The sequence below is a fragment of the Acidicapsa dinghuensis genome, assembly GCF_025685685.1.
GTDB lineage: Bacteria > Acidobacteriota > Terriglobia > Terriglobales > Acidobacteriaceae > Acidicapsa > Acidicapsa dinghuensis.
Genome location: NZ_JAGSYH010000009.1, coordinates 105,079 through 127,974, shown reverse-complemented (window position 1 = coordinate 127,974; position 22,896 = coordinate 105,079). Strand labels below are relative to the sequence as shown.

General features: G+C 56.9%; 16 protein-coding genes. 7 read left to right on the top strand and 9 right to left on the bottom strand.

The features are described from left to right. The first annotated feature begins 66 nt into the window (after window positions 1-66). The 5 genes from OHL22_RS22645 to OHL22_RS22625 all read left to right on the top strand — a co-directional run bounded on the left by OHL22_RS22645 (window position 67) and on the right by OHL22_RS22625 (window position 6,663). Window positions 67-1,326, top strand: a complete 1,260-nt coding sequence (locus tag OHL22_RS22645) for an ABC transporter permease (RefSeq protein ID WP_263342075.1) — start codon at window positions 67-69, stop codon at window positions 1,324-1,326. A gap of 56 nt (window positions 1,327-1,382) precedes the next feature. Beyond that, a complete protein-coding gene (gene hpnI, locus OHL22_RS22640) occupies window positions 1,383-2,624 on the top strand; it encodes a bacteriohopanetetrol glucosamine biosynthesis glycosyltransferase HpnI (protein ID WP_263342074.1) in 1,242 nt (413 codons plus the stop codon). Window positions 2,625-2,666: 42 nt separating this feature from the next. Continuing rightward, window positions 2,667-3,767 (top strand): Rieske 2Fe-2S domain-containing protein, encoded by a 1,101-nt coding sequence (locus OHL22_RS22635; protein WP_263342073.1) that lies wholly within the window; start codon window positions 2,667-2,669, stop codon window positions 3,765-3,767. 69 nt (window positions 3,768-3,836) lie between these two features. Further along, on the top strand, window positions 3,837-5,300 hold the full coding sequence (locus tag OHL22_RS22630) for an APC family permease (protein ID WP_263342072.1): 1,464 nt from the start codon (window positions 3,837-3,839) through the stop codon (window positions 5,298-5,300). 7 nt (window positions 5,301-5,307) lie between these two features. Next, entirely contained in the window at window positions 5,308-6,663 is a 1,356-nt protein-coding gene (locus tag OHL22_RS22625; RefSeq protein WP_263342071.1) for a hypothetical protein, read from the top strand. On the opposite strand, the gene OHL22_RS22620 is transcribed toward OHL22_RS22625, so the two are convergent. Both OHL22_RS22620 and OHL22_RS22615 read right to left on the bottom strand, forming a co-directional pair. Further along, entirely contained in the window at window positions 6,629-8,014 is a 1,386-nt protein-coding gene (locus OHL22_RS22620; protein ID WP_263342070.1) for an FAD-binding oxidoreductase, read from the bottom strand. The two genes, OHL22_RS22625 and OHL22_RS22620, sit on opposite strands and share 35 nt — an antisense overlap. 230 nt (window positions 8,015-8,244) lie before the next feature. Continuing rightward, window positions 8,245-8,670, bottom strand: coding sequence for a DoxX family protein (locus OHL22_RS22615; RefSeq protein WP_263342069.1), 426 nt, complete (start codon window positions 8,668-8,670; stop codon window positions 8,245-8,247). Window positions 8,671-8,788: 118 nt separating this feature from the next. On the opposite strand from OHL22_RS22615, the gene OHL22_RS22610 reads away from it, so the two are divergent. Both OHL22_RS22610 and OHL22_RS22605 read left to right on the top strand, forming a co-directional pair. Next, on the top strand, window positions 8,789-9,793 hold the full coding sequence (locus tag OHL22_RS22610) for a YncE family protein (protein WP_263342068.1): 1,005 nt from the start codon (window positions 8,789-8,791) through the stop codon (window positions 9,791-9,793). A 496-nt stretch (window positions 9,794-10,289) separates the two neighbouring features. After that, window positions 10,290-11,294: a DUF3800 domain-containing protein gene (locus OHL22_RS22605; protein ID WP_263342163.1), complete on the top strand. Its 1,005-nt coding sequence runs from the start codon at window positions 10,290-10,292 to the stop codon at window positions 11,292-11,294. A 132-nt stretch (window positions 11,295-11,426) separates the two neighbouring features. Here OHL22_RS22605 and OHL22_RS22600 read toward each other — a convergent pair whose 3' ends face one another. From OHL22_RS22600 to OHL22_RS22570, 7 genes are all read right to left on the bottom strand, one after another. Then, window positions 11,427-11,627: a helix-turn-helix transcriptional regulator gene (locus OHL22_RS22600; RefSeq protein WP_263342067.1), complete on the bottom strand. Its 201-nt coding sequence runs from the start codon at window positions 11,625-11,627 to the stop codon at window positions 11,427-11,429. A gap of 39 nt (window positions 11,628-11,666) precedes the next feature. Beyond that, on the bottom strand, window positions 11,667-12,656 hold the full coding sequence (locus OHL22_RS22595; protein WP_263342066.1) for an IS1595 family transposase: 990 nt from the start codon (window positions 12,654-12,656) through the stop codon (window positions 11,667-11,669). Window positions 12,657-12,805: 149 nt separating this feature from the next. Next, window positions 12,806-14,464 carry an alpha-galactosidase gene (locus OHL22_RS22590; RefSeq protein WP_263342065.1) on the bottom strand — a complete coding sequence of 553 codons (1,659 nt, stop codon included), beginning with the start codon at window positions 14,462-14,464 and terminating at the stop codon, window positions 12,806-12,808. Between the two features lie 151 nt (window positions 14,465-14,615). Further along, window positions 14,616-15,071, bottom strand: a complete 456-nt coding sequence (locus tag OHL22_RS22585; protein ID WP_263342064.1) for a hypothetical protein — start codon at window positions 15,069-15,071, stop codon at window positions 14,616-14,618. A 250-nt stretch (window positions 15,072-15,321) separates the two neighbouring features. Continuing rightward, window positions 15,322-15,723: a hypothetical protein gene (locus tag OHL22_RS22580; RefSeq protein ID WP_263342063.1), complete on the bottom strand. Its 402-nt coding sequence runs from the start codon at window positions 15,721-15,723 to the stop codon at window positions 15,322-15,324. A gap of 360 nt (window positions 15,724-16,083) precedes the next feature. Beyond that, a complete protein-coding gene (locus OHL22_RS22575; RefSeq protein WP_263342062.1) occupies window positions 16,084-19,653 on the bottom strand; it encodes a TonB-dependent receptor in 3,570 nt (1,189 codons plus the stop codon). A 517-nt stretch (window positions 19,654-20,170) separates the two neighbouring features. Beyond that, the gene (locus OHL22_RS22570) at window positions 20,171-22,813 is read right to left on the bottom strand and encodes an ABC transporter permease (RefSeq protein ID WP_263342061.1); all 2,643 of its coding nucleotides are present in this window, start codon (window positions 22,811-22,813) and stop codon (window positions 20,171-20,173) included. Window positions 22,814-22,896: the final 83 nt, after the last annotated feature.

The following is a 22,896-nucleotide window of genomic DNA, read 5'->3' as shown; positions in this document are numbered from 1 at the left end:
TATGCTGCAGATGAAATGAGGGGCTTCTGGCTAGCGGCTAGAAGCTAGAGGCTGGGAGCTTACGTTATGGCGCAAGGTCAGGCAAGTGAATCGGTAAAAATGGCGCTCGAAACGTTGCGCGCAAACAAGCTGCGTTCCGGCTTGACCATTCTCGGCATCGTCATTGGCGTCACGTCAGTAATCGCTATCTCGTCCATCATTAACGGCCTTAACAGCCGTGTTGGCGACTTCGTCAGCTCGCTCGGCAACAACGTTTTCTGGGTCTTCCATCTGCCGGTGATCGGCGTGAGGCCCACACTGGAGCAGTTGGCCCGCAAGAAGCTCACGCTCGACGATGTGATGGCGCTGCGTAAGCTGCCTCATGTGGTTGCAGCCGATGGCGGCAAACAGTACGTCAAGAATCAGAGCTTTCGCGTCGGCGATGTTTCTGTAAAGTACAACGGCAGAAAAGTCGCAGGGACTCTGCTCCAGGGCGATACGGCTGAGCTCGCCGATGTGCGCGACTTCACCCTGGTGCAAGGGCGGCTCTTTACCGATGCCGAAGACAAACGCCACGCCAAGGTAGTCGTGCTCGGCCACGATACCTGGGAACAGCTCTTCGACGATCAGAACGCCATCGGAAAAGAAGTCAACATCGAAACCAGCCTCTACACCGTGATTGGCGTCTTCGACAAGCAGAAGACTCCCTTCGGAGGCGGCAAGAATCCCAACGACAACGCCGCATTCTTCCCGCTCGGAACATTCGAAAACCTGCATCCTGAAGAGAAAGATATGTGGGTCAGCGTGAAGTTCGACGACCAGAAAAATAAGGCGCTAGTGGAAGAAGAGATCCGCGAACTCCTGCGCGTCCGGCGTCACGTACCCGTGGCGAAGGACGATGACTTCGAGATCTTCGGCCCCGACTCACTCGCGCGTCTCTGGGATCAGCTTTCCTCCGGCCTTTTTCTCTTCATGCTCGCCGTGTCAAGCGTGGGCCTAATGGTCGGCGGCGTCGGCGTCATGAACATCATGCTTGTCTCCGTCACCGAACGCACCCGCGAAATCGGCATACGCAAGGCGCTCGGCGCGACAAAGCGTACCATTCTGACGCAGTTCACCACCGAAGCCATCACGCTCTGCGCCGTCGGCGGAATCATTGGCGTGATGGTCGGCGCGATAATCACCTGGATTGTCTACTTCCTGCCCATCGGCCTTCCCGCCACCGTCTCGGCAATGTGGGTCACGATCGGACTAACGGTTGCATGTACGATTGGCTTGGTCTTCGGCATTTACCCGGCATGGAAGGCAGCAAATCTCGATCCCATCGAGGCCCTGCGTTACGAGTAGTTCTCGATGCTGATCGAGCATCTCCGGCAAGGGCTCTACACTAGTAAGAGCCCGCAATGCACGAGCTTAGTCTGAACTGGCAGCCAGCCTTCACGGCAATTGAAATCGCAACAATGGTTTTGACCGTTGCGAGCATGGCGTATTCTCTCCTCGCGATTTTCGCCGCGTGGAGCTTCCGTCTCTCCTCTCGCCGTGCGCAAAATCTGCCTGCCTTCGCACCCGGCGTCTCGATCCTCAAGCCAGTCAAAGGCTTCGACGACGGCATGTACGAAGCCTTCCGCAGCCACTGCCAACAGACCTACGCAGGCGAATATGAACTGATCTTCGGTGCTGGCAGCGAAGACGATCCGGCTGTGCCCGCAGTCCACCAGCTCATGGCCGAATTTCCCAATCGCGCCATCAAGCTCGTTTTTTGTCCCAATCGTCTCGGCGCTAATGGCAAAGTCTCAAACCTAATCCGCATGCAAGCCGAGGCCCGCTACGACTACCTGTTAATCAACGACTCCGACATCCGCGTCGGCCCGCATTATCTCGAGCGCGTCATGCGCCAGTTCGCCGCCACAGTAAAAAGTAGTGCAGGACGAAAACCAACCGGCATGGTCACTGCCCTCTATCGCGGCCACGCTTCACGCACCAGCACTGGCCGTCTCACCCTCGGCTCCAAACTCGAAGCACTCGGCATCGCCACCGACTTCCAGGCCGGCGTCCTCGTCGCCCGGCTCATCGAGCGCGGCATTCATTTCGGCCTCGGCTCCACGCTGGCCGTCCGCCGCGAAGCCCTCGCGGCTGGCGGAGGCCTCGAAGCCCTCGTCGATCAACTCGCCGACGATTACGAGATGGGAGCGCGCATCGCCGCCGCAGGCTACGCAATCCAACTTGCGCCCGAGACCGTCGAGACACACGTCCCGGCCTACAACTGGCGCGGCTTCTGGAGCCACCAGCTTCGCTGGGCGCGCACCGTGCGCGACAGCCGCAAGTGGGGCTATGTCGGCCTTCTCTTCACGCATCTGATCCCGCTCGCCTGCATCAATGTGCTCGCCTCCGGCGCCAGCTTCTGGAGCCTCTGGCTGCTCTGCCTCGCACTCTGCCTCCGCCTCGGCGCGGCCATGCAGGTCGGCGTCGGCGTGCTGCACGATCGTCAAGTATTACGCGATCTCTGGTTGCTGCCCATCCGCGATCTCGTTGGTTTTGCCATCTGGGTCTGGAGCTTCGCCAGCCACACCATCGAGTGGCGCGGCGAGCGCTTCCTGCTCAAAGACGGCAAACTCGTCAAGATGAACGAGCCGCATGCGACATAGATCACAAACACCTGCGCGCACCGGGTGCTATCGTGAGGAACGATGGCAAGACTGACCACAATCGATCCTGCCGGCACGCAAATCCCCGGCCCAAGCGCCACGCTCATCTATGACGACTGGTACCCGGCCATTCGCTCCAGCGAGCTTCGCGCCAAACAGCTCAAGACAGCAATGTTGCTCGATTTTCCGCTCGTCCTCGGCCGCCGCAACGACGGCTCCATCTTCGCGATGCGCGACAGTTGCCCGCACCGCGGTATCCCGCTCAGCGTCGGTTGGTTCGATGGCAATCGCGTCACCTGCCGCTATCACGGCTGGGAGTTCGAGCCATGCTCGGGCCGCTGCGAACTGATTCCATCGCTCTCCAGCCACGACCATCTTGATGCCACAAAGATCTACGCCACCTCGTTCCCTTGCGTCGAGCGCGATGGCTACGCCTGGGTCTATGTGCCCGGTCCCGGCTCTGGCCGCGTCAAAGATGTGGATGCGCTTCCACCCGTACCGGAACTGCCGAAATTCAGCCAGCACTATCGCAGCGCCCATCTCACCGCCGATCTACCCTGCAACGTCGATCACGGAATCATCGGCCTCATGGACCCAGCCCACGGTCCCTTCGTGCATCAGGCATGGTGGTGGCGCAGCCGATCATCCATCCGCGAAAAAACCAAGCGCTTTGAGCCCATTCCCGAGGGCTTTCGCATGGCAGCTCACGCGCCCAGCGGTAACTCCGCTCCCTACAAATTGCTCGGCATCTACGGCGAACCCGTCGAGACCACCATCGATTTCGTCCTGCCCAATCGCCGCTCCGAAACCATCCGCTGCGGCAAAAAATGGTTCGCCAGCCTCACAACCATCACGCCTGTCACAGCCTCCACCTGCCGCATCGATGTCATCGGCGCGTGGAATGTCTTCTACTACGTTCCCTTCGTCACACCGATCGCAAAGTTCTTCGGAGCGAAGTTCGTCCAGCAGGATCAGGAGACGATGATCCAGCAGGCCGAGGGCCTGCGTCACAACCCGAGCCTCATGCTGATCGACGACGCGGACAAGCCGGCCAAGTGGTACTTCGCACTGAAGCAGGCGCGCCTCGATGGCTCCGGCAAACATCCGATGGACGGCCCCGTCGATCTGCACTGGCGCAGTTAACTCACCCCAATTCGCATCATCAAAATCGCTCTAGGGGATTCGCCGCCAATATGCAATCATCAGCGCACCATGTCTGCGCTGCCCTCCGCATCTGCCGATCCGCAAACACAGACAGCCGCTCCCACAGAAGAACATCAGCTCCATCGCCAGTTGCGTGTTGCCGATCTGGTGCTGGCACAAATCCTCTGCGTGGTCGGCAGCAGTTGGGTCGGAGTCGCTGCGGGCCTCGGTCCATCGCAGACTGTCATGTGGATCGCGGCCATGCTGGCCTTCTATTTGCCAATGGCCGCAGCCGTCATCTGGCTCAACTCAGCCATGCCGCTCGAAGGCGGTCTCTACATCTGGGCGCACAAAGCCTTCGGCAACCTCGGCGGATTTCTGACCGCATGGAATCTCTGGATTTACAGCATCGCCGTTACAGCGACCATTCTTTATTCCACACCGACAGAGATTTCCTATCTCATCGGCCCATCCGCAAAATGGCTGCCCGAAAGCCCAGCCGCATCCTTCGCCATCGTTGCGGGATTGCTCGTCGTGCTCACCGTAGCTGCCATTCGCGGCCTTGAAGTAGGCAAGTGGATTCACAACATCGGCGGAGCCGCTATTCTCGCAGTCTTTGCCGCACTTATCTTTCTACCGCTATGGGCTATATGGCGCGGACACATCACGCACTATGCTGGGCTCACGGTCGCTACGCCTCAAGTGGATCTTCGCTCCATAGCGCAATTCGGCCAGATGCTCTTCGGAGCGTTATGCGGGCTCGAATACATCGCCATCTTCGCCGGCGAGAGCAAGCATCCCGGCCGCAGTATCGCGCAGTCCGTGTGGATCTCGTCACCCGTAATCTGCGCCATGTTTATCCTCGGCACCTGCTCGGTTGCAACGTTCGTGCAGCCCGGCCACATCGACTACATTGCACCCATTCCGCAGGTGCTGCGCATCGCCCTCGGCAACACCGGCATCGGCAACTTGCTGGCGATCACAGCGATCCTTCTGCTTGAGCTTCGCCTGCTCGGCGCAGCCAGCTATCTCTTCACTGGAGCAACGCGCCTACCCATGGCCGTCGGCTGGGACACGCTGGTTCCCGCATGGTTTACACGCCTCAGCCCTCGATGGAAGACACCGGTCAATTCAACGCTCTGCGCCACAGCTCTGGTGCTGGTGCTCGTCGTCATGGCAACATCGGGCGTGCATGCACAGGAAGCCTTCCAGCTTCTCACCAATGCGGGTCTTACGCATTACGAGCTGACGTACCTCGCCATGTTCGCAGCGCCAATCGCGGGCGTGACCGCACTGCGCAGGCAATTTTCACCCTGGCTCAAGGCAGTTTGCGTCGTGGGGTTTCTCGCCACGCTTTTCAGCCTGCTCATCTCAATCTTCCCCTACGTCAAGGTCGTCAATCCTGCGATCTACGCCGGCAAAATTATCGCAACCGTGCTCGTCAGCAATAGTGCCGCAATTTGCTTCTATCTTTGGCGAAAGCGTACATGGCGTCGCGACGCTGGCATGGAACTAAATACTCGGTTAGAGTAGATGCAAAATGCTAAATCTTACGCGCACTCGTGCGTTTCTTAAGCTCCTGCGGACGCATCGCTCCGATGTACACCTGCTGCTCTTCTTAGCGGCGGGATTAGTTGGAGTCGTCATTCAGTGGATTCATCCCGCAGACGCAGGCGATGAGATGATGCGGCTTGCGCAAAACATTGTGTCCACCGGTTCCTATCGTGATCCATTTCGGGTCATGGCAACCGGCCCAACTGCGATGAATCCACCGCTCTATCCGCTGATGGTAGCTTTTCTCATACGCATTCTAAGGCTGCCAAGCCTGGTATATCTGGCAGCCGTATTGGGGTCAATGATCGCAAACGCTGTAACCGCAGTGTTGCTTCCCCGCATAGCGAACGTGTTCTTCGCCGATGAACTGCCAGGTATAGCGGCATCCATTTTGTGGATCGGTATGATGCCTTGCCTCCCAGGATGGGATACCAGCTACACAGTGGCAGGAATTCTCTTGTTCTGTTTGCTTATCGCGGTGCCTTCAGAGAGCAAAGGGCGAGAACTGCAGGCAACGCTTCTGGCTGGTGTCATTGCAGGGCTGTTGTTTCTGCTCAATCCCTCCGTCTTGCTGGTAGTTATTCCCTGGATGGCCTACACCGTTTGGCGTGCGGAGGGTTCACGCTCCAAAGCCGTCAGAAATGCTCTCATTGCATGCTCGGTGCTTGCTGTTGCCATCTTCGGCTGGTGCACTCGAAACTACCTGGTTTTAGGCGCATTTGTAACCCGGACGAACCTCGGCGCAACCATGTACGCATCGAACAACGATTGCGCCACCCCTAGTCTTATCAGCGAGGAGTTTGATGGCTGCTATCAGGCGCATCATCCCAACACAAATCCTGCTGAAGCCCAGGCAGTTCTAAGCCTGGGTGAAGTACGATACGACCGGCTCAAGACTCAGGAAACCAAACAATGGATCGCCTCGCACGAAGGCCAATTTTTACAACTCACAGCCGAGAGGTTCATCGCGTTCTGGTTTCCCGTTGTCGAAAAGATTCCACCCGATTTTGTCTCTCGATCTGTTGGGCGCGGCGGATCGCAGGCTGCGCAAAGTTGGATCGCGGAACAGAATGTCACCGCATACGTGATGCGTTTCGCTACGGTGCTCTCCATTCCAGGGCTCATCGTAATGATGCGCAGGCGTGAGCCTGTCATTTGGTTCATAATCGCTGCGCTCGCACTCTACCCCTTGCTCTATTACGTCGTCGTGTCCGACATGCGTTACCGCTATCCCGTACTCTGGATATCTTTGCTCGCAGCCGGATATCTCATCCGGCTGCTTGAGCCTCCCCGGTTGCCGCGTTCCCCTATATCGATAGGAGAACACGGAAATAGTCATTGAGCAGGCGATCGCCCGGATCGTATTGTTTGCGTGCTTCGTTCAGTTGCGTGAGACGCGAACCATAAGCCTTCTGCAAAATAGCTGGCGTGAGATCCGGCGTCTGATTCAGTAGTGGCAGTCCGTTGCGGTCGCTGCACCACTGGTTGTAGGCAACTAGAAAATCCTCCCAACCAGGATTGGCAGTCGAGACCGGATCGAGTGTCAGTACCGGTCCATCCCACGAATAGGAGAGTAGCGCTTTCTGATCCTGCGCGATGCGATAACCGACGTAGAGAAGATTTGAGCGGTATCCCTTCTGCTTGTAGTAGTCATTGCAGAACTTATAAAAGTCGGTGATGGCCGCAGGAAACTCCGCCTCAGGGAATGCGAAGAGCGAGAAGGTATAGCGGCTATCGTTGGAGACGGGCGGATAGTCGATGATCTGATCTGCAGGTAGCGTGTTATCACCGACCACGACATTCTCAAGCTGCGAGCGCCAGAAGGCGTTAAAGGAGTCGATGATTCCATAGCGAATGGCGGGGACGGAGAAGTTCTGTTCGATATCATGGCCTGCCTTGGGTCCCGTCGTTCCCCAGAGCTGGTTGCGCAGCACCCAGGGAAAGTGCGCAGGATCGCCAGTGGCTGTGGGATTGTACTTGCGGAACTCGACCGTGATTTTGTCCACAAACGGGAACATGTAGTACATGATCGAGTAACCGAGCGCTTGAAAATCGGGTAGAGCCTTCAGAAAATCCGCTAGTGAATATGTCGTGTGATGAACATGCATCGGCGTGAGCGCCTTGACCTGATAGGTGACCTCATAGATGACACCGAAAAGCCCGTAACTGCTGCGGACAAGCTGCATCAGCGCAGGATTCTCTGCCTCTGTCACTTCCAGCAATTCGCCCGAGGGCAAAACCATCTTCACGCCGATAACATACGAGCCCACCTGGCCGTATTCGCCGGGAAAAGACGCATCTTTGGTTCCTGCACAGGAGGCGCTGCCTGCCGAGAGACTACCGATCTCAGTGTTTACATAAAACTGCAGCTTCTGCGCCTGCAAGGCCTTGGCCATCTGCAGATGAGTGCAGTCTGCTTGCGCCGTAATGGTGGGCGGATTCCCACCGGGGTTGATGTTCAGAATCTGGTTCATCTTCATGCGAATAAGCGTGCCGCCATCCGCAGTACCGCAGGGAGCGGTGGAGTGGTTGGAGCCGACGGCACGCACTGGCGCCGGGTATTTCGCGGGATTTTTCAAGACAGCAATAATGTCATCGACAGAGTGGGCATCGACGATGACGGCGGGGTGAGAAACAACGTTGCCAAACCAGTTCGTGACGGTATTGGCAGGTGTGGTCGTACTAGTAGCCATGCTTGCGCCTCGCTTGGATGGGATGGGTGCTGCGGAGAGCCGCGGCGCGCAGGCGGCGGCAAAGCCTGAGAGCAGATGAGAGGCCAGCCGCACGAGAAGTTTTGGGAGTTTTGAGCGGCTGCCTGGAAAATCCGCATCAGGCTAGCTTTCCCGGAAAGCCAAGTCAAGAGAAATACGCGATAAGAAAGTCGTGAGATTTGTGGCGTTAAAGAGGCTCTCGCTTGCGACGGTCATCGCAACGAGCGTCTACGAAAGCGATCGAAGGATAACCCTCCTGGCCCGAGCAGCAGAATTGCCAGCAATCCGAGGAACATGCAGAGATCGACACGCGACTCATGCATCGTGGGCCAAATGCCTTCCTTGTGCAGCATCGGCCACTTTGTAATGTAGAGAGCAACAGAGATATCGATCAGAAGCGGAATTGCTGAGAGGGTTGTGAAAAGCCCAAGAATCAGCAGACCGCCGAAGAGCACTTCCACTCCGCCAACAAACCGCGCTGTGTATTGCGGCGCCGGGATGCCGATCTTTGCAAAACGGCCCGCTCCGAGCGCGGCAGGAAAGAGAAACTTCTGGATGCCTTCCGTAAGGAACACTCCACCGACGAGCAGGCGCACAAGAAATAAGCCAAGGCCGGATGTTGAATTCTGAATAGCCATGCTGGAGTTGCTCCATTTCCGAACACACATCATAGTTGACTTCACTCATCGACGGTCGAGCAGAAGGCTACACGAGCAGTGCGATATAGTTGGGGCGTCGGTAAATAGGAGAGTTGGAATGAAGCGGATTTGGGTTGGTGGGCTTGCCTTGGCGCTCGTGGCGTCTTCGGGATCGGCGTTTGCAGCGTCGGATGGTTATCTGCTGGTGGCGGAAAAAGGTGCGCAGGCACTCGGCATTGTGGATGCCGCGTCGGGCAGGGAACTTGCTTCCGTGCCGGAGGGCGGTATCACTGGCCATGAAGTAACTGCTTCGCTTGATGGCAAGACCGCGTTTGTACCGATCTACGGCAACTCGGGTGTGGGCAAGCCCGGTACCGATGGTTCCGTGCTGGTGGCGATCGATATTGCGTCGCACAAAATCGTGGGCCACCTGGACTTTGGCCGCGGCATAAGGCCGCATTGCCCGGTGATGAATCCGCGCGACGGAATGCTTTATGTAACAACTGAGCTGGATAAAACCGTCAGCATCATCGATCCGAAAACGCTCAAGATTGTGGGCACAGTGCCGACAGGGCAGGAGCAGAGCCACATGCTGGCGATCTCGCCCGATGGACTCTGGGGCTACACTGCCAACGTTGGACCGGGCACGGTTTCGGTGCTGGATCTGAAGGCGCGCAAGTTGAAGACCGTAATTCCCGTATCAAAAAACGTGCAGCGCATCTCGGTCTCGCGTGATGGCAAGTGGGTTTTCACTTCTGACCAGGTGAAGCCTGATCTTGTCGTCATCGATGCGGCAACGGATAAGATTGCCAAGCGTATCCCGATGAAGAGCGCGGGTTATGGCACGGCGACGACTCCCGACGGCAAGTTTCTGCTGGTGCCGATGATGGATTCGGATGCAGTGGCCGTGATTGATCTGAAGACGATGACGGTTGCGCGCAACATCGATCTTGGCCAGGGCACACATCCGCAGGAAACGCTGGTCAGGCCAGACGGCATGGTTGCTTATGTCTCCTGCGATAAGCCGGGCAAGGTCGCGGAGATTGATATGGCGACTTTCCGCGAAACGCGGCTGCTTTCAACTGGCCCGGTTTCGGATGGTCTGGCCTGGGCCTCGAAGTGAGGCGATGCCCGCTTCCATTATGCGCACTCTTTCGTTAATTCAGTGCAAGCCGTAGTGTGTGTTGGATGGAGCTGATTGCAATTGCTCCACGTGGAGCAATTTTGTCTGGACGCGAAGACGCCAGAATGTTCCACGTGGAACATTTTGCGGAACTGATTCTGATTGAGGAGTGTTCCACGTAGAGCAATTGGAGTGTTCTACGTGGAGCAATTTTCTGCTGCGGCGAAGGAATGTTCCTCGTGGAACATTCTGGCGCAGGTGGATGCCGGCGGACGGGCTATGTCAAGCGAAGTTTTCTGTAAGTCAGTGGATTTGCTTGCGATATTTTTGCGTGGAATTACGGGTGTTTGTGCATGCACCGGAAGGTCGCGGGGAATTTATACCTGTTGTGGGCATTAATATATTTGACGCACCAAGTCGATGTATTGCATGCTGAGGAAAGCGATGAAAGCAATTGCATTTACCAATTATTCGTATCGTTCCCCATCTATGCGGTATGTCGCGCTCTCGGCGCCTGCAAAGGCTAGTGTCCGTGTTTAGAGCATTCTTCGACGAGAGCGGAAATGACCGAAGGCGAAACAGGGCCCTGATCATGGGCGGCTTCGTCGGTCATGTTGATGAGTGGTTAAAGATTGAGGACGCATGGGATGACTGTCTTCATCAACATCCGAGAATCGAATTTTTCAAACACTACGAATGCCAGAGCCTGAGCGGTCAATTCTGGAAATTTAATCGAGAGCAAGCCGATCAAAAGATGCTTGATCTAGCTGCCGTGATTAGCAACTTTGACTTGCAAGGACTCTGCGCGATTGTTCCTCATGCGCTGGGCGACATCGACAAAGCCTCCCGAAAATATGCGCGGGGTGCGGCTAAAGCATATGATTGGGGGTTTATTACCGCAACGAAGATGACCTTTCAGTGGATGGAGCCACAACCCGATGGCGAGAAGGTAGACTTCATCTTCGACGAGCACTCTGCCCTTCGATTCAACATCGAGAACTTCAACGCGAATAAGGAAGAACCCTTCCTTCGCGACTACATGCGTCATGCTGGAACATGTACCCCAGGGAAAGACGAGGAAGTTGCAGCGCTCCAAATGGCGGACTTATTGGCCGGAGAATTCTCCGTAGAGGGGGAAACCCAAGTACGCAGCGAAGCTTTGAGAATTATTGGAACCCGAAATGACGTTGGATATTTGCGTTGTGAGCCACCCGCGCAGCACATGCGGATGCTTGATTTGCTGACGTTCGGTTCCGTGTTAAGGGGCGAAGTGGGTGAGTTTTTGAAATTACAAAGACAGAACCTGTTAAGCCCAGAAGAGGCGCACGAACGCCTTGCCAACCTCTTCGCGCTTGAAGCATTTGTCAATTTGCAACGCAAGCGACTCGTTGAATTCCTTGAGAATGATCCTGCTTATCAGGAGTTTAGGAAGAGGTACATAGAGGCAACTGGAATAGATCCAATGGTTCTCAGCGCCGAGGACAGCGAGGAGCTATCATAGGTTCCATGAAGACTCCGCCAAACAATCCCGAATTCGCCCGTTTCAGGGATGCTTTGAAGACGATACTCAAGGTGTCGAAAAAGGAAATGGTACAGCGGATTGATGCAGAGAAGACGGGCAAGAAACCGCGCTCTAAACGAGCCTGATTTCTAATCGCTTGCCCGTCACTTCCGCCCACTTCATCAGCGTAAGCAAACGCACCGGATACCGGCCTGATTCCATACGCGCAATCGTAGATTGCTTCGTCGCCATCATGTTCGCCATATCCTGTTGTGTGAGGCCAGCTTCCAGTCTCGCTTGCAACATCACGCTCTGAATCTCTTCCTTGGTCATTTGCGTTTGCCCCTTTGCTGGCGTGGTTTCCAGAATGAGTTATACCGCCGTTTCTCCCACCTTGCCGGTCAGTTCCGCGTAGGTTAACCGCTTTCCCGCGATCTGCGATAAGGCAAGAATGAAACGATCTGAATCGGTCATCGGCGCGTATTTAGTGGCGCGATTATTGAACCGGAAAACCTGCTCATCGACGTAACGCTCAAGGTGAAATGGCTCGACGGCAACATAGGTGCCTTTCAATCCGCGCTTGAGCAATGACCAGAAATTCTCAATTCCGTTGGTGTGTACTTCACCGCGTACATACTCGTTCAGGTGGTCTACAGTCTCATGCACGAATTCGAGCGCAGGGAGATTGCTGTAGGCTTTCCAACCATCGGTGTAGACCTTGCCGGTCCCTACAACGTTCTGAAGAATGGCATCCTGCAAGACTTCACGCTTCACGTTGGGAATGACTTTGGCGCGTACCTGGCGAGTGTCACGGTCAAGCAATCCGACCACGGCAGTCTTATGATCCGCTGGCTTGTCTTCGCTGAATCGCGCACGCTTGGCACGCTTTGCGAGATGCCAGTTCTTAGGCGATCCCCCGATGAATGCTTCATCTACTTCCACGGGACCACCACCGGAACCCATCTTGCTCCAGTTCTGAGTCTTCAGCGCAAGACGAATACGATGCAGCATAAACCACGCTGATTTCTGAGTGACTTTCAAGTCGCGTGCGATTTCGTAAGAGCTAATGCCATTCTTGCAATTGACGACCAGCCACACGGCGGTAAGCCACTTATCGAGAGAGATCGGCGAGTCTTCAAAGACAGATTGAGTCTTGACGCTGAATTGCTTATGGCACTCTTTTGCCATGCACTTCCAGATACGGCGCGAAGAGAGATACGAAACGCGCTTGCTCCCGCAGTGTGGGCATTCCACACCATCCGGCCAACGCATCGCAGCCACGAAGTCTACACACACGTCGGGATCGGCGAAGTATCGAGTCGCCTCAAGCAAGCTTTGCGGAACTTTTTCTGTCTTTGCCATGAACTAATACTATCGAAACAATCATGGTGTGTCAAATATATTTATACCCTGTTGTGGTATGTTCCACACGCGGTGGCGCTTGGGAAAGTGGGAGTGAGGCGAGGTTTGGAGCGCCATCTACCGGGGTAGGTGGCGGCTACGAGTAGACGCTATTTCTGGCTACCAGAGATGGCGATTACCTTGATTGCGGTGGGAGATGCCTTGCCTCCGGTTTGTCCGAGCAGGGTGATCTGGTTGGGATGGTTTCCTGCTTCGAGATTGACTTCGAGAGTCACGGTATTTTGCGAGGCATTGGATGCGGGAAGGGCTATCGCGCTTTGCCGGATACCGTTGACTCGCAGCTCCATCAGCTCTGTCGTGTCACCAGGATTTGAGTAGTTGAGAGTGATCCAGGCTCGTCCATCAGCAGCTTTTACTCCAGAGAAATTCCAGGCGCTTCCGGCGAAGCGGTTGTCGGGGGCATCGTTGGCTGTTGCTGCGGGAGCGTAGCCTGCCCCTTCGGGTTCGCGGCCCTCAACGATGAACAGAAGCGCGTCGTGTGCGGGGACTACGGCCTGGTCTAGGCTTTGCCTGTCGAGATTGCGATGGGTCCACACATCTCGAACCTGAGCATCGCCGGCAGCGAGCGATAGTTCGCTCAACGATACGTGCGCGTGCTGTTCTGTTGCGGAACGATTCAGGAGAAGAACAGCGCGTTTGCCGCGATCTGTGTTCGCGAGCTTCTTAACCCACACTTCCACTTTGGCATCGGGAGGAGAAACGCAAACCGCCTGGAGCCCAAGCGGGTCCTGATCGATGGCGATGACTTCGGAGTTGGTGAGGTCGGCCTGCGCGCCGGGTGAGAGTTTGGTGAGGTCGGCTCCTACCAGTAACGGAGCGCCGGATATAGCCCATAGCGTCATGTGCAGCCGGTTCTCAACATCGCCAAGCCCCGGCATGCCGAGAACCATCATGTCCGGATCGTTGTAGTAGCCGGTGTGCTGCGCTTCGGGATGAATGCCTTTGTCGAAGTTGCCCAGGACCTCTTCCAATGTCGCGCGGCGGCTGCTGTTTGGGGAGTCCGCGACGATGGGGGCGACGATATCTCCGCTGGTTCGCCAGATATCGGCTTGCACTCCGCCGATGCCGGGCGCCCATGTCCAGGGGCTGTCTTTTCCCCAGTTGCAGATGGAGTAGTAGAGCTTGTGTCCGGTGATGACCTCGGCGCGGTGAATGGCGCGCGCTACTTCGGCGTACTGCAGCGCGGGGTCGAGGTTTTCGCCGTTGCCGCCGCACCAATCGACCTTGACGTAATCGAAGCCCCACTTTGCGAACTGGAGAAAGTCCTGTTCGTAATGGCCTTCGCTGCCGGTATGGGGCATCTTGGGGCCGAGGTCGGGGCCGTAGAAGCTGCAGCCGTCATTACCGGCGTCGGTATAGATGCCGGCCTTCAATCCGAGCCCGTGGATGTAGCGAACGATGTTGCTCATATCGCCAGCGTGCTCGCCGGGGGCGATGGCGGGCCATCGCGTTGGTTCGACGACGATGTTGCCTTCCGAGTCCCGCGTGCCCAGCCACCAGCCTTCATCGATGTTTACGAATTGAAAGCCCTGCTTGGCCATGCCTGTGCTGATGAGCGCCTGCGCCTGTTGCATGGCGATCTTTGAATCGATGCGGTTGGAGAAGCTGTTCCAGGAAGACCAGCCCATCGGAGGCAGAGGAATTGCAGCATCTCCACCGGCTTGCGACCAAACGGGAAGAGAGCCTATCGCCAGTATGGAGAAGAGAAGAATGGCTCCAAGGCGGATGGAACGAGGGGTTGTCGGCATGCAATCTCCGGCACGAGAAATCGTTTACAGCACGCGCGAATTATAGACAGCGGTTGCGTTCGCAGTAAAAGGAATCGCAACACTTTCAGGTCTTCAACCTACTCACCAGGGGAGCGTCATAACCGAGGTCTCGTTAAGACCTGGGGCACCCTCAGTGGTTTGAGTTTAGATATGGGCCAGGTGTCGGGCGGTCGGCTGGGTCGAGAGAGGAATTCAACAACCTTGAGAAGTCATTCATCAGCGTCCTCGCATCGGATTTGGAAATGCACACCGACATGCCACCCATTTCCAGACCTGATAGGTCGTCGCTCTCTTCCAATCCGCTGACGAGAGTTATCTCAATTCCGTCGAAGTGTTCGCGGACCAGAAAAGCGGCTCGTTCCGATCCGTCATCTCCACCCCGATTATCGAACCGATAAAATAGCCGCCCCTCATGAACATTGGAAGCGAGTCCTTTTTCAAGAGTGGCGAGAATCCCTTGAAAATCCGTGAGCTGAAACCAAACTTCAATGTCATCGAGGCTGCTGACAAACCCCAAATAACCAATACCGAATCCTATGGAAACGGGCACCATCCGCTCGATGTCATCAAATCTCAGTCCGTTCATTTTCTGACCTCAAAAGGGTCCCGGAGGAATTGGCCTAGGTCTTATGTTTATTTCACTACTGAGGTGCCAGAGGTGCGCTTTATTCCGGTAGCAACTGAAGGTGATGAAATGGAAGTCGCCTGTCTGCTGATATTGGTTTAGCTTATTGGCCATGGGAGCATCGTAACCCAAGTCTCAAAAGCGAAAGCTGGGGCACCAGAATCTCAGTATCTCGGATCTGAGCCAACGCCCTCTTAGCCGCTAGTTCTGGTCACTCGTACGGTCCCTGAGCCTTCTCAAGCCATGCAGGATCCTGTTGATACATAGCATCGCCGATGTCGGTCGAGTGCGCTCCCCTGTTGCTAAGCTCCTTGATTAGCTGGTGTGCGCTCAGTGCCTTCGGAGTGAACCACTCTTCGTCCACTTCGGGAGGGGTCGCAATTGCGATGTACAGGTCTTCAGCGATCTTTTTCACTTCCAGCATCTGAATTTCCCTCATTTCCCGTGGTTGCGCAAGAGGCATAGGCATTACGGTGCGATTGGCACCGAATAGGAGCGCGTACCGGGGTTCGTTGATCAGCAGATGCACATGCTCAGGCATAACGACATAGCCGGCGACGACAAAGAGATAGCGGAGGCGGGTGCGTTCCAGCGCGTCTTCAAAGAGATCCATGGCCGCAGACTCTTTCAGGTAGGGCCGGCGGCGATAACAACTGAAGGTGAGGAAATGGAAGCCTCCCGATTGTTGGTATCGAACTAGACCTGTGGGCATGTTACGGATTGTAGTGGGTTCGTGCTGCGCACGAATATGGCTTATGCGCTGCGGACAGTGGTGGTTCCCACCCTTTCTACAAAGAACGTAGAAAGGATGGGGCACTCCGAGAGTTGTGGTAGCTTGAGGGGCTGAAAATGAAGGGTGGGCACCCGGCTGCCAACGAAGGAAATCTTGTGGATCTGGAAGTAGGTTGTAGGGCAAAGAAAAAGCCGCTCCGCGAAGGATGGTCGCGGAGCGGCTTTTGTGTGTGTGGATCGTTTAGAAGGTCAGGCGCGCTGCTACCTGGAGGACGCGGGCGTCTGGAATGATGCCGCTGAAGCGGGTGGAGTTGATGGCCTGGCTGTTTGCGCCTGAGAGACCGCTGCCTGGATTGCCGTAGCTTGGGTGATTGAGGAGATTGAAGGCATCGGCGCGGAGTTGCACCGACGACTCGTGGAATGCGATGGGGAAGGTCTTGAAGAGCGAGGCATCAAGCTTGTAGAAGCCGGGGCCTACGATGGATTCGCGGCCTGCCGGGCCGAAGGGGATGGTTCCGGCGACGGTTTCATCGATCCAGTTGTTGGCGGCGCTGGTTTGAGGTGCGGCCTGCGGTGGGTTTTTGAAGGCGCAGGGATTGAACCACTGGCCCAGAGTGCGTGTTTTCGCGGCGCAGTTGAATTGCGGCTGTGTGGCTGGGTCGGCTGTACCTCCGGTTCCGTAGGGATCGAAGATGCGAACTGGATAGCTCTCGCCCTGGTTGGTGGAAGTCAGGAACACGGGATTGCCGGTTTGTGCCTGGAAGATGAAGCTGGTGGTCCATCCGCCGGCGACCTGATCGACTACTCCACCATGATTGAGGAAGTGGCGGCCTCTGCCGAAGGGGAGCTGATACTGAGGTGAGAAGGTGAAGCGGCTGCGGACATCCTGTGTGCAGGCGCCGTAGTCATAGCGGAAGCCGAGGAAGCCGGGGTTACGATATCCGCCGTCCTGACTTTGGCCAATGGGGCCGAAGGCGTCGTCGAGGCAGTGACCCCAGGTGTAGCCGGCGAGGAAGCCGAGGCCATTCGTAAACCTCTTGTCCAACTTGGCTTGAAGCGAGTTGTATTCGCTGACGCCCTCGTTTGCGACGTTGACGATGTAGAAGTCGTGGAAGGGTTGCAGGTCCTGTCCGTCGCCACCGTGTGGAAAGGCTCCGAGATAGGTATTGGCTGCGTAGCTTGCGCGGAGATGCTTGCTCTGGTTGCCCTGATAGCTGATGGTAAACGAGAGCGAGTTGGTGAGCTCGCGTTGATAGCTGAGGTTGTAGGCTGCGGTTACCGCCGTCTTGGCGACCTGGTTGTTGGCGTAGATGGTGCCTACTCCCGCTGCGTCGGCGAGAGCTGAAGCGCTGGTGGCTGCTGCGCCGAAGCCGGTTTCGAGAGTCTGGCCGTTGGTGGGGCAGGTTACGGTGCCGAGCACGTTCTGGCAGACATTGGGTGTGGGGATGAAACCAGCGGTGACGAAGAAGGGCGCGTTGTTGCCGAGGTTCAGGCCTAGACCCACGTTCTCCTGACCGCCGTAGAAAAGACCTCCTCCGGCGCGAACGACAGACCTGGGCGTGAGCGCATAGGCTATGCCGAGCCGTGGAGCGAAGTTCGCCTTGTACGTGTTCACGAGGTAATGGTTAGAGCTGTATTGAATGGCGATGTTATCGGCAGCCAGATACTGCAGCAAGGATGGAGAAACCGGGAAGCTCTTTTGCGATTGAGGAATGAGATAGGTTCCCGTGCCCTGATTGTTATTTACGTAGGTGCCGGTGAAGTTTGCCTGTGCATCATTGAGAGCGCTGAAGGGCTGAGTGTATTCCCAGCGGAGGCCGAGATTTACGGTGAGGCGTGGCGTTATTTTCCAATCATCTTGTGCGTAGGCAGCCGAATACCAACGCAGATTGGTGACGGGTGTGACGGTGTTGAGGCTGGAGCTGTTCATGTCGTCGAGCAGGAAGTCGGCGACGCCGGAGCCGGTGACGATGGTGGGCTGGCTGGGATCGCCGGTGTAGGTGCCGCTGAAGCTCTGGCTTCCGATGCCATCGGGAGGCTGAAGACCGTAGAAGCGCACGTGCTGGAAGTCGACGCCGAACTTGACGGAGTGATTGCCCCAGACTTTATTGACGTTGTCGATGATCTGGAGAACGTTCTGTTTTTCATACGACGGCATGTAGGAGGGAACGCCGATGCCATTGATGTATCCGCCAAAGCTGATGGCGGGGAAGCCGCCGAGCGCGGGGCCGAAGGGGATGCCGCCAAGGCCATACTGCGCGGCGATGTCGGTTCCATTGTTGACTTGGAGGTAGCCTGCGGAAAGCCAGTTGAAACCGACGCGGAATTCATTGGAAAGGGTCGGCGAGAAGAAGTGGGTTTCGCTGATTACTGCGCTCTTGCCGTAGTCACTGTCCTGGCCGGTGGTGCCAAAACCGCCGCCGTCCAGAATGCCTAGCGGAGGGGCGTAGTTTCTGGGGTTGTTGGAGTAGCTGTAGCGGCCGAAGAGCTGATCTTTTGACGAGAAGTTGTAATCGAGCCGGGCGTCATACTGGGTGGTGTTGTTGGTGACTGCCGCGGCAGGAATGGTGTAGTTGTTGAAGACCTGGCCAGTCGCACCCTGATTGGGCATGGGGAAGAGGCTCAGGATCTTTGCAGCGATGGGATTGGGTGAGCAGATGACGTTTTGTACGCCGTTGCAGGTGAGATATGGTGGTGGCGCTCCGGGAACCTGCGAGCCGCCAGCGGTGACGGTGGGTGTTCCGCCGGGCTGATAGAGAGCGATGGAGCCGTTACCTGCGGTGTTGGCGGGGTTGAGCATCTCGGTGAAGTCGCCGGTGCGCTCAAGAGCGGTGGGGACCGTGTTGTTTGGCTGTTCAGGTTGGAAGGATGAGATCAGAGTGGCCTGCGCGTCTGCGAAGAAGAAGATTTTGTCACGCAGGATTGGTCCACCGAAGGTTCCACCGAATTGGTTCTGGTGATAGGCGGTTTTGCCGCTTCTGTCGAAGTAGTCCGCCGCGTCCATGCGATCGTTTTGCAGATACTCCCACAGGGAGCCGTGGAACTGGTTGCTGCCGGACTTGATGGAGGCGTTGATGGCGGCTCCGGTGGAGCGGCCAAGCTCGGCGCTGTAGTCGCTGCTCTCGACCTTGAATTCGGCCAGAGCGTCAGGCGGAGGGCGCACGGCGTAGGTGGCGCCGTTGAGGAAGTCTTGCATGTTGGAATTGTTGTCGACACCGTCGAGGATGAAGTTATTCTGCGAGACGCGGCCACCGTTGGAGGTGAAATCACCCGCGCCTGAGACTTGCGAGAATCCCTGATTGGGAGCGGCTACGCCGGTGGTGAGTTGCGCGATGAAGACGTAGTTGCGGCCGTTCAGCGGGGTCTGGTCGATGGTCTGAGTATCGAAGACCTGGCCTGTGGAGGCTTCCTGAGTTTGCAGTTCGGGAGCGGCAGTGACGGTGACGGTTTCCGTGACTGCTCCGGGCTTGAGAGCGATGTTGAGTCCGACGGACTGGCTGACGTCGACGTGGACGTTTTGCTGGACGAACTTCTCAAAGTTGGGAGCGGTAACAGAAACGGTGTAGGTGCCGATCTTAATGGGGGTGAAGGTGTAGAAGCCGTTTCCGTTTGTGGTGCGAGTGAAGGTGAGTCCGGTGGCGTCGCTAGAGATGGTGACGGTGGCACCAGGAATGACGCCGCCTGAGTTGTCGGCAACGGTGCCGCTGATAGATCCCTGATCGACCTGCGCGTAGAGACTGCTGGTTGCGCAGAATGCGAAAAGGCCAAGAATGCAAAGAATGACGCGCCAGGTTGGCCTGATGGATTGCATGGCTGAATCCTCCAAAGGTAAGCCGGTTGAAACGGGACGGTTGCCGCTTGCGAAGGGTCGATCGGGTCGAATCTTTGTGTATGTTCGTTCCGATCCGTGAATCGAGCGCATACGTTTAGAAAACGTATTCTCAAAGTTAAAAACTCATCCCTTTGAGAGAGGATGCGGGTTCAGGTGACGATTTCTAGCCGGTTCCTTCTCCTGTAACCGTGCAGGTGCCTTGATTCAGGCTCCATCGGGAGGAAAGACCGTGCAACGACTTGGCAGTCAGGAGGGGTCTTGAAAGATCCCTTTGCGTGGTACAGACGTGCCGTGGCGTTAAGTGTGAGCCTCAACGGTCTGTCGGACGCCGCGAGGCTTGCCGTCTGATCTGACGAGACGACGCATATCTATCTTGTTGATAAATAGAATGTGAAGCCTGAGGCTGTCAATGAAAGCTGATCACTTTGAACCTATGTAATCAAGAATTCGGGTAAATCCGTCGCAGACGATGAAGATTGGAGCAGTTCTCGATGTTTTATTCCATGCGCAGGGCTTCCATCGGGTTGATCCGGCTGGCTCGATGGGCGGGAAGAAGACTGGCTCCCAAGGCAACTGCCGCGAGAATTGCGAGGCAAAGGATCTGGGTTGCGAAGTTATTTGAAGTGACGCCGTAGAGGAGGCTGTTTGCTGCTCGCGCGAGCAAGAGCGAGGCGGGGATGCCGATGGCCGATCCGAGAATGATCAGGCGCGAGGTTTCGGTAAGAAAGCCGCGCAGGATGCGGCTGGGTAGTTCACCGAGGGCGAGACGGATGCCGATTTCGCGGGTGCGCGCTAAGACAGAGCAGGCTAGTACGCCGTAGAGTCCGATGGCGGAGAGAACGAGAGCCAGCAGGCCGAAGATGGAGGCCAGAGCGGAGATGAGGCGTTGCTGTGCGACGCTTGAGTCGAGCTGCTCGGTGAGGGTCTCGGTGCGGGTGATGAGGATGTCGGGACCTGAGGATTGGATGAGCTTCTGGATCGTGGGCGCGAGGGCTTCCGGGTTGAGGGCAGTACGAACCGAGAGGGTCATGCGGAAGTTGCGGTCGTAGGGCTGACGGAAGGGGAGATAGATGAATGAGCCGGCATCCTGGCGAAGTCCGCGTTCTTTCACGTCCTGCACGACGCCGACGATCTGATAGGTGGCGTCGTCGTTGACATGGACAGTGACGCCGAGGGGATCGCGATCGGGAAAGAACTCCTTCACTGCGCTTTGGTTCAGGATGGCGACGTGCGGCGATGCGAGATTGTCACTCTGGGTGAAGGAGTGGCCACGGATGAGACGTGTGCCAGTGGTGGCAAAGTAGTCTTCGCTGACGGTGTTCATGTTGAGGCCGCCGGCTGCGCCACCGTTTGGCTGGAAGCCGACGTGACGTCCGCTGCCGTCTAGCGGGGTCATCTCCGATACGCCTGCTGATTCGACCCCGGGGATGCTGCGGATGCGATCGAGGATGCGGCTCCAGGCGGAGATGCGCTGCGTTTCGCCGGGGTAGGAAGACTCAAGGAGTTGAATGGTCGAGAGCAGGACGTGCTCGGGCTGGAATCCGGCGTCGATGGCGTAGAGGTTGTTGAGGGTACGGAGGAAGAGGGACGCGCCGACGAGAAGGATGAGCGATAGAGCGATCTGAAGGACGATGAGTGCGCGCCCCAGGTCGATACCGCTAAATTTGTGATTCGAAGTGGTAGTTTGCGCGCCTGATTTGAGTGCTGAGTTGGGGTCTGTACGAAGTGCGCGGAGGATAGGTGCCGCTCCGAAGAGGAGTGTGGCGAGGAGCGCGATGGCGGCGGTGAAGGCTGCGAGTCGCCAATCCATGTGTACGTCGAGTGTGATGGGCTGCGAGCCTGACGAGAAGAAGTGATCGATTGCATGGATGGCAAAGGCTGCGAGACAGGCGCCTGCGAGTGCTCCGAGGGTGAAGAGAAGAGTATTTTCGGCGAGAAGCTGTCGGACGAGACGGCTGCGGCCCGCTCCGAGAGCGACGCGGACGGCGAATTCTCGCTGACGGCGGACGGCGCGGGCGAGCAGGAGATTCGTGATGTTTGCGCAGGCGATCAGGAGCACGAGCGCGACGACGAACATAAGCGCGAGGAGCGGCCGTGAATATTGCTTGCGCAGGTCATCGATTCCGCGAGAGGCGGGGACGAGGACCATGTGGTTGAAGACGTCGCGGCGAAGGTCGGGCGGCATTGGATACTGCTGCATGTAGGACTGGAAGATGGTGTCGGCCTCGGCACGGGCCTGTTGGGGCGATGTGCCGGGTTTCAGGCGAGCGACGATGTCGAACCATGGAGAGCCGGTATCGGCGAGCATGCCTGCACCGTCGTGTGGGCCTAGCAGCATGGTGGTCATGGGCAGTGTGAAGTCGGCCTGGTGGCCGGGGAAGAGTCCATGGAAGCTGCGTGGGGCGACGCCGACGATGGTGAAGCGGGTGTTATCGAGAGTGAAGTTTGAGCCAATAGCTGCGGGGTTGAGGCCGAATCGGCGCTGCCAGTAGTCGTAACTGATAACGGCGGTTGCGGGAGCGAGTTGCTGGTCCGCGGGTGTGAGCAGTCGACCGGCGACGGGTTGGAGATCGAGAGTGGTGAAATAGTCGCCGGATACGCGCGTTCCGAAGGCTCGTTCGAGACTGCCACCGATACGAACCTTGAGCTCGTAAGGGCCGCCAGCAAAAGCTGCCATGCTGGTGAAAGATTTGGATTGCGCATGAAGGCGTTCGAAGCAGGGGTATGGCGGCGCGAGGCCGATGCCTTTCGCTCCAGCGTATTTAAGGAAGTAGAGCTGGTCGGGCTGCTGGACAGGCAGGGAGCGCAGCAGGACCGCATCGATGAGCGAGAAGATGGCGATGTTGGCTCCCATGCCGAGCGCGAGCGTGAGAATCGCGGTACTGGTGAAGGCTGGGCTCTGGATCAGGGCGCGCAAGGCATAGCGAAGGTCCTGGCTAAGATGCTCGATCCATGCGATGCGGCTGCGGAGATGGAATTGCTCTCGTGCTGCAGGAATGCTGCCGAAGGTGGCGCGGGCGCGACGGCTGGCTTCTCTGCTGGATAGGCCGGAGGACGCCAGTTCATCTGCCTCCAGGGCGAGGTGGGTGCGGATCTCTTCAGCGAAGTCCTCTTTGCTTCTGCGTCGGTTGCGAAACATGGTCAACTCCGATTTCCTGCTGCGATTCTTCGTAGTGATCTATAACTTCGGAATTCGTGTAGGCAAGTCGTTCCTTGCATGAT

Excerpts from the sequence above, each read along its gene's own strand:
- OHL22_RS22645 (WP_263342075.1), top strand. The coding sequence starts at position 67 with ATGGCGCAAGGTCAGGCAAGTGAATCGGTAAAAATGGCGCTCGAAACG.
- hpnI (WP_263342074.1), top strand. The coding sequence starts at position 1,383 with ATGCACGAGCTTAGTCTGAACTGGCAGCCAGCCTTCACGGCAATTGAA.
- OHL22_RS22635 (WP_263342073.1), top strand. The coding sequence starts at position 2,667 with ATGGCAAGACTGACCACAATCGATCCTGCCGGCACGCAAATCCCCGGC.
- OHL22_RS22630 (WP_263342072.1), top strand. The coding sequence starts at position 3,837 with ATGTCTGCGCTGCCCTCCGCATCTGCCGATCCGCAAACACAGACAGCC.
- OHL22_RS22625 (WP_263342071.1), top strand. The coding sequence starts at position 5,308 with ATGCTAAATCTTACGCGCACTCGTGCGTTTCTTAAGCTCCTGCGGACG.
- OHL22_RS22620 (WP_263342070.1), bottom strand. The coding sequence starts at position 8,014 with ATGGCTACTAGTACGACCACACCTGCCAATACCGTCACGAACTGGTTT.
- OHL22_RS22615 (WP_263342069.1), bottom strand. The coding sequence starts at position 8,670 with ATGGCTATTCAGAATTCAACATCCGGCCTTGGCTTATTTCTTGTGCGC.
- OHL22_RS22610 (WP_263342068.1), top strand. The coding sequence starts at position 8,789 with ATGAAGCGGATTTGGGTTGGTGGGCTTGCCTTGGCGCTCGTGGCGTCT.
- OHL22_RS22605 (WP_263342163.1), top strand. The coding sequence starts at position 10,290 with ATGTCGCGCTCTCGGCGCCTGCAAAGGCTAGTGTCCGTGTTTAGAGCA.
- OHL22_RS22600 (WP_263342067.1), bottom strand. The coding sequence starts at position 11,627 with ATGACCAAGGAAGAGATTCAGAGCGTGATGTTGCAAGCGAGACTGGAA.
- OHL22_RS22595 (WP_263342066.1), bottom strand. The coding sequence starts at position 12,656 with ATGGCAAAGACAGAAAAAGTTCCGCAAAGCTTGCTTGAGGCGACTCGA.
- OHL22_RS22590 (WP_263342065.1), bottom strand. The coding sequence starts at position 14,464 with ATGCCGACAACCCCTCGTTCCATCCGCCTTGGAGCCATTCTTCTCTTC.
- OHL22_RS22585 (WP_263342064.1), bottom strand. The coding sequence starts at position 15,071 with ATGAACGGACTGAGATTTGATGACATCGAGCGGATGGTGCCCGTTTCC.
- OHL22_RS22580 (WP_263342063.1), bottom strand. The coding sequence starts at position 15,723 with ATGGATCTCTTTGAAGACGCGCTGGAACGCACCCGCCTCCGCTATCTC.
- OHL22_RS22575 (WP_263342062.1), bottom strand. The coding sequence starts at position 19,653 with ATGCAATCCATCAGGCCAACCTGGCGCGTCATTCTTTGCATTCTTGGC.
- OHL22_RS22570 (WP_263342061.1), bottom strand. The coding sequence starts at position 22,813 with ATGTTTCGCAACCGACGCAGAAGCAAAGAGGACTTCGCTGAAGAGATC.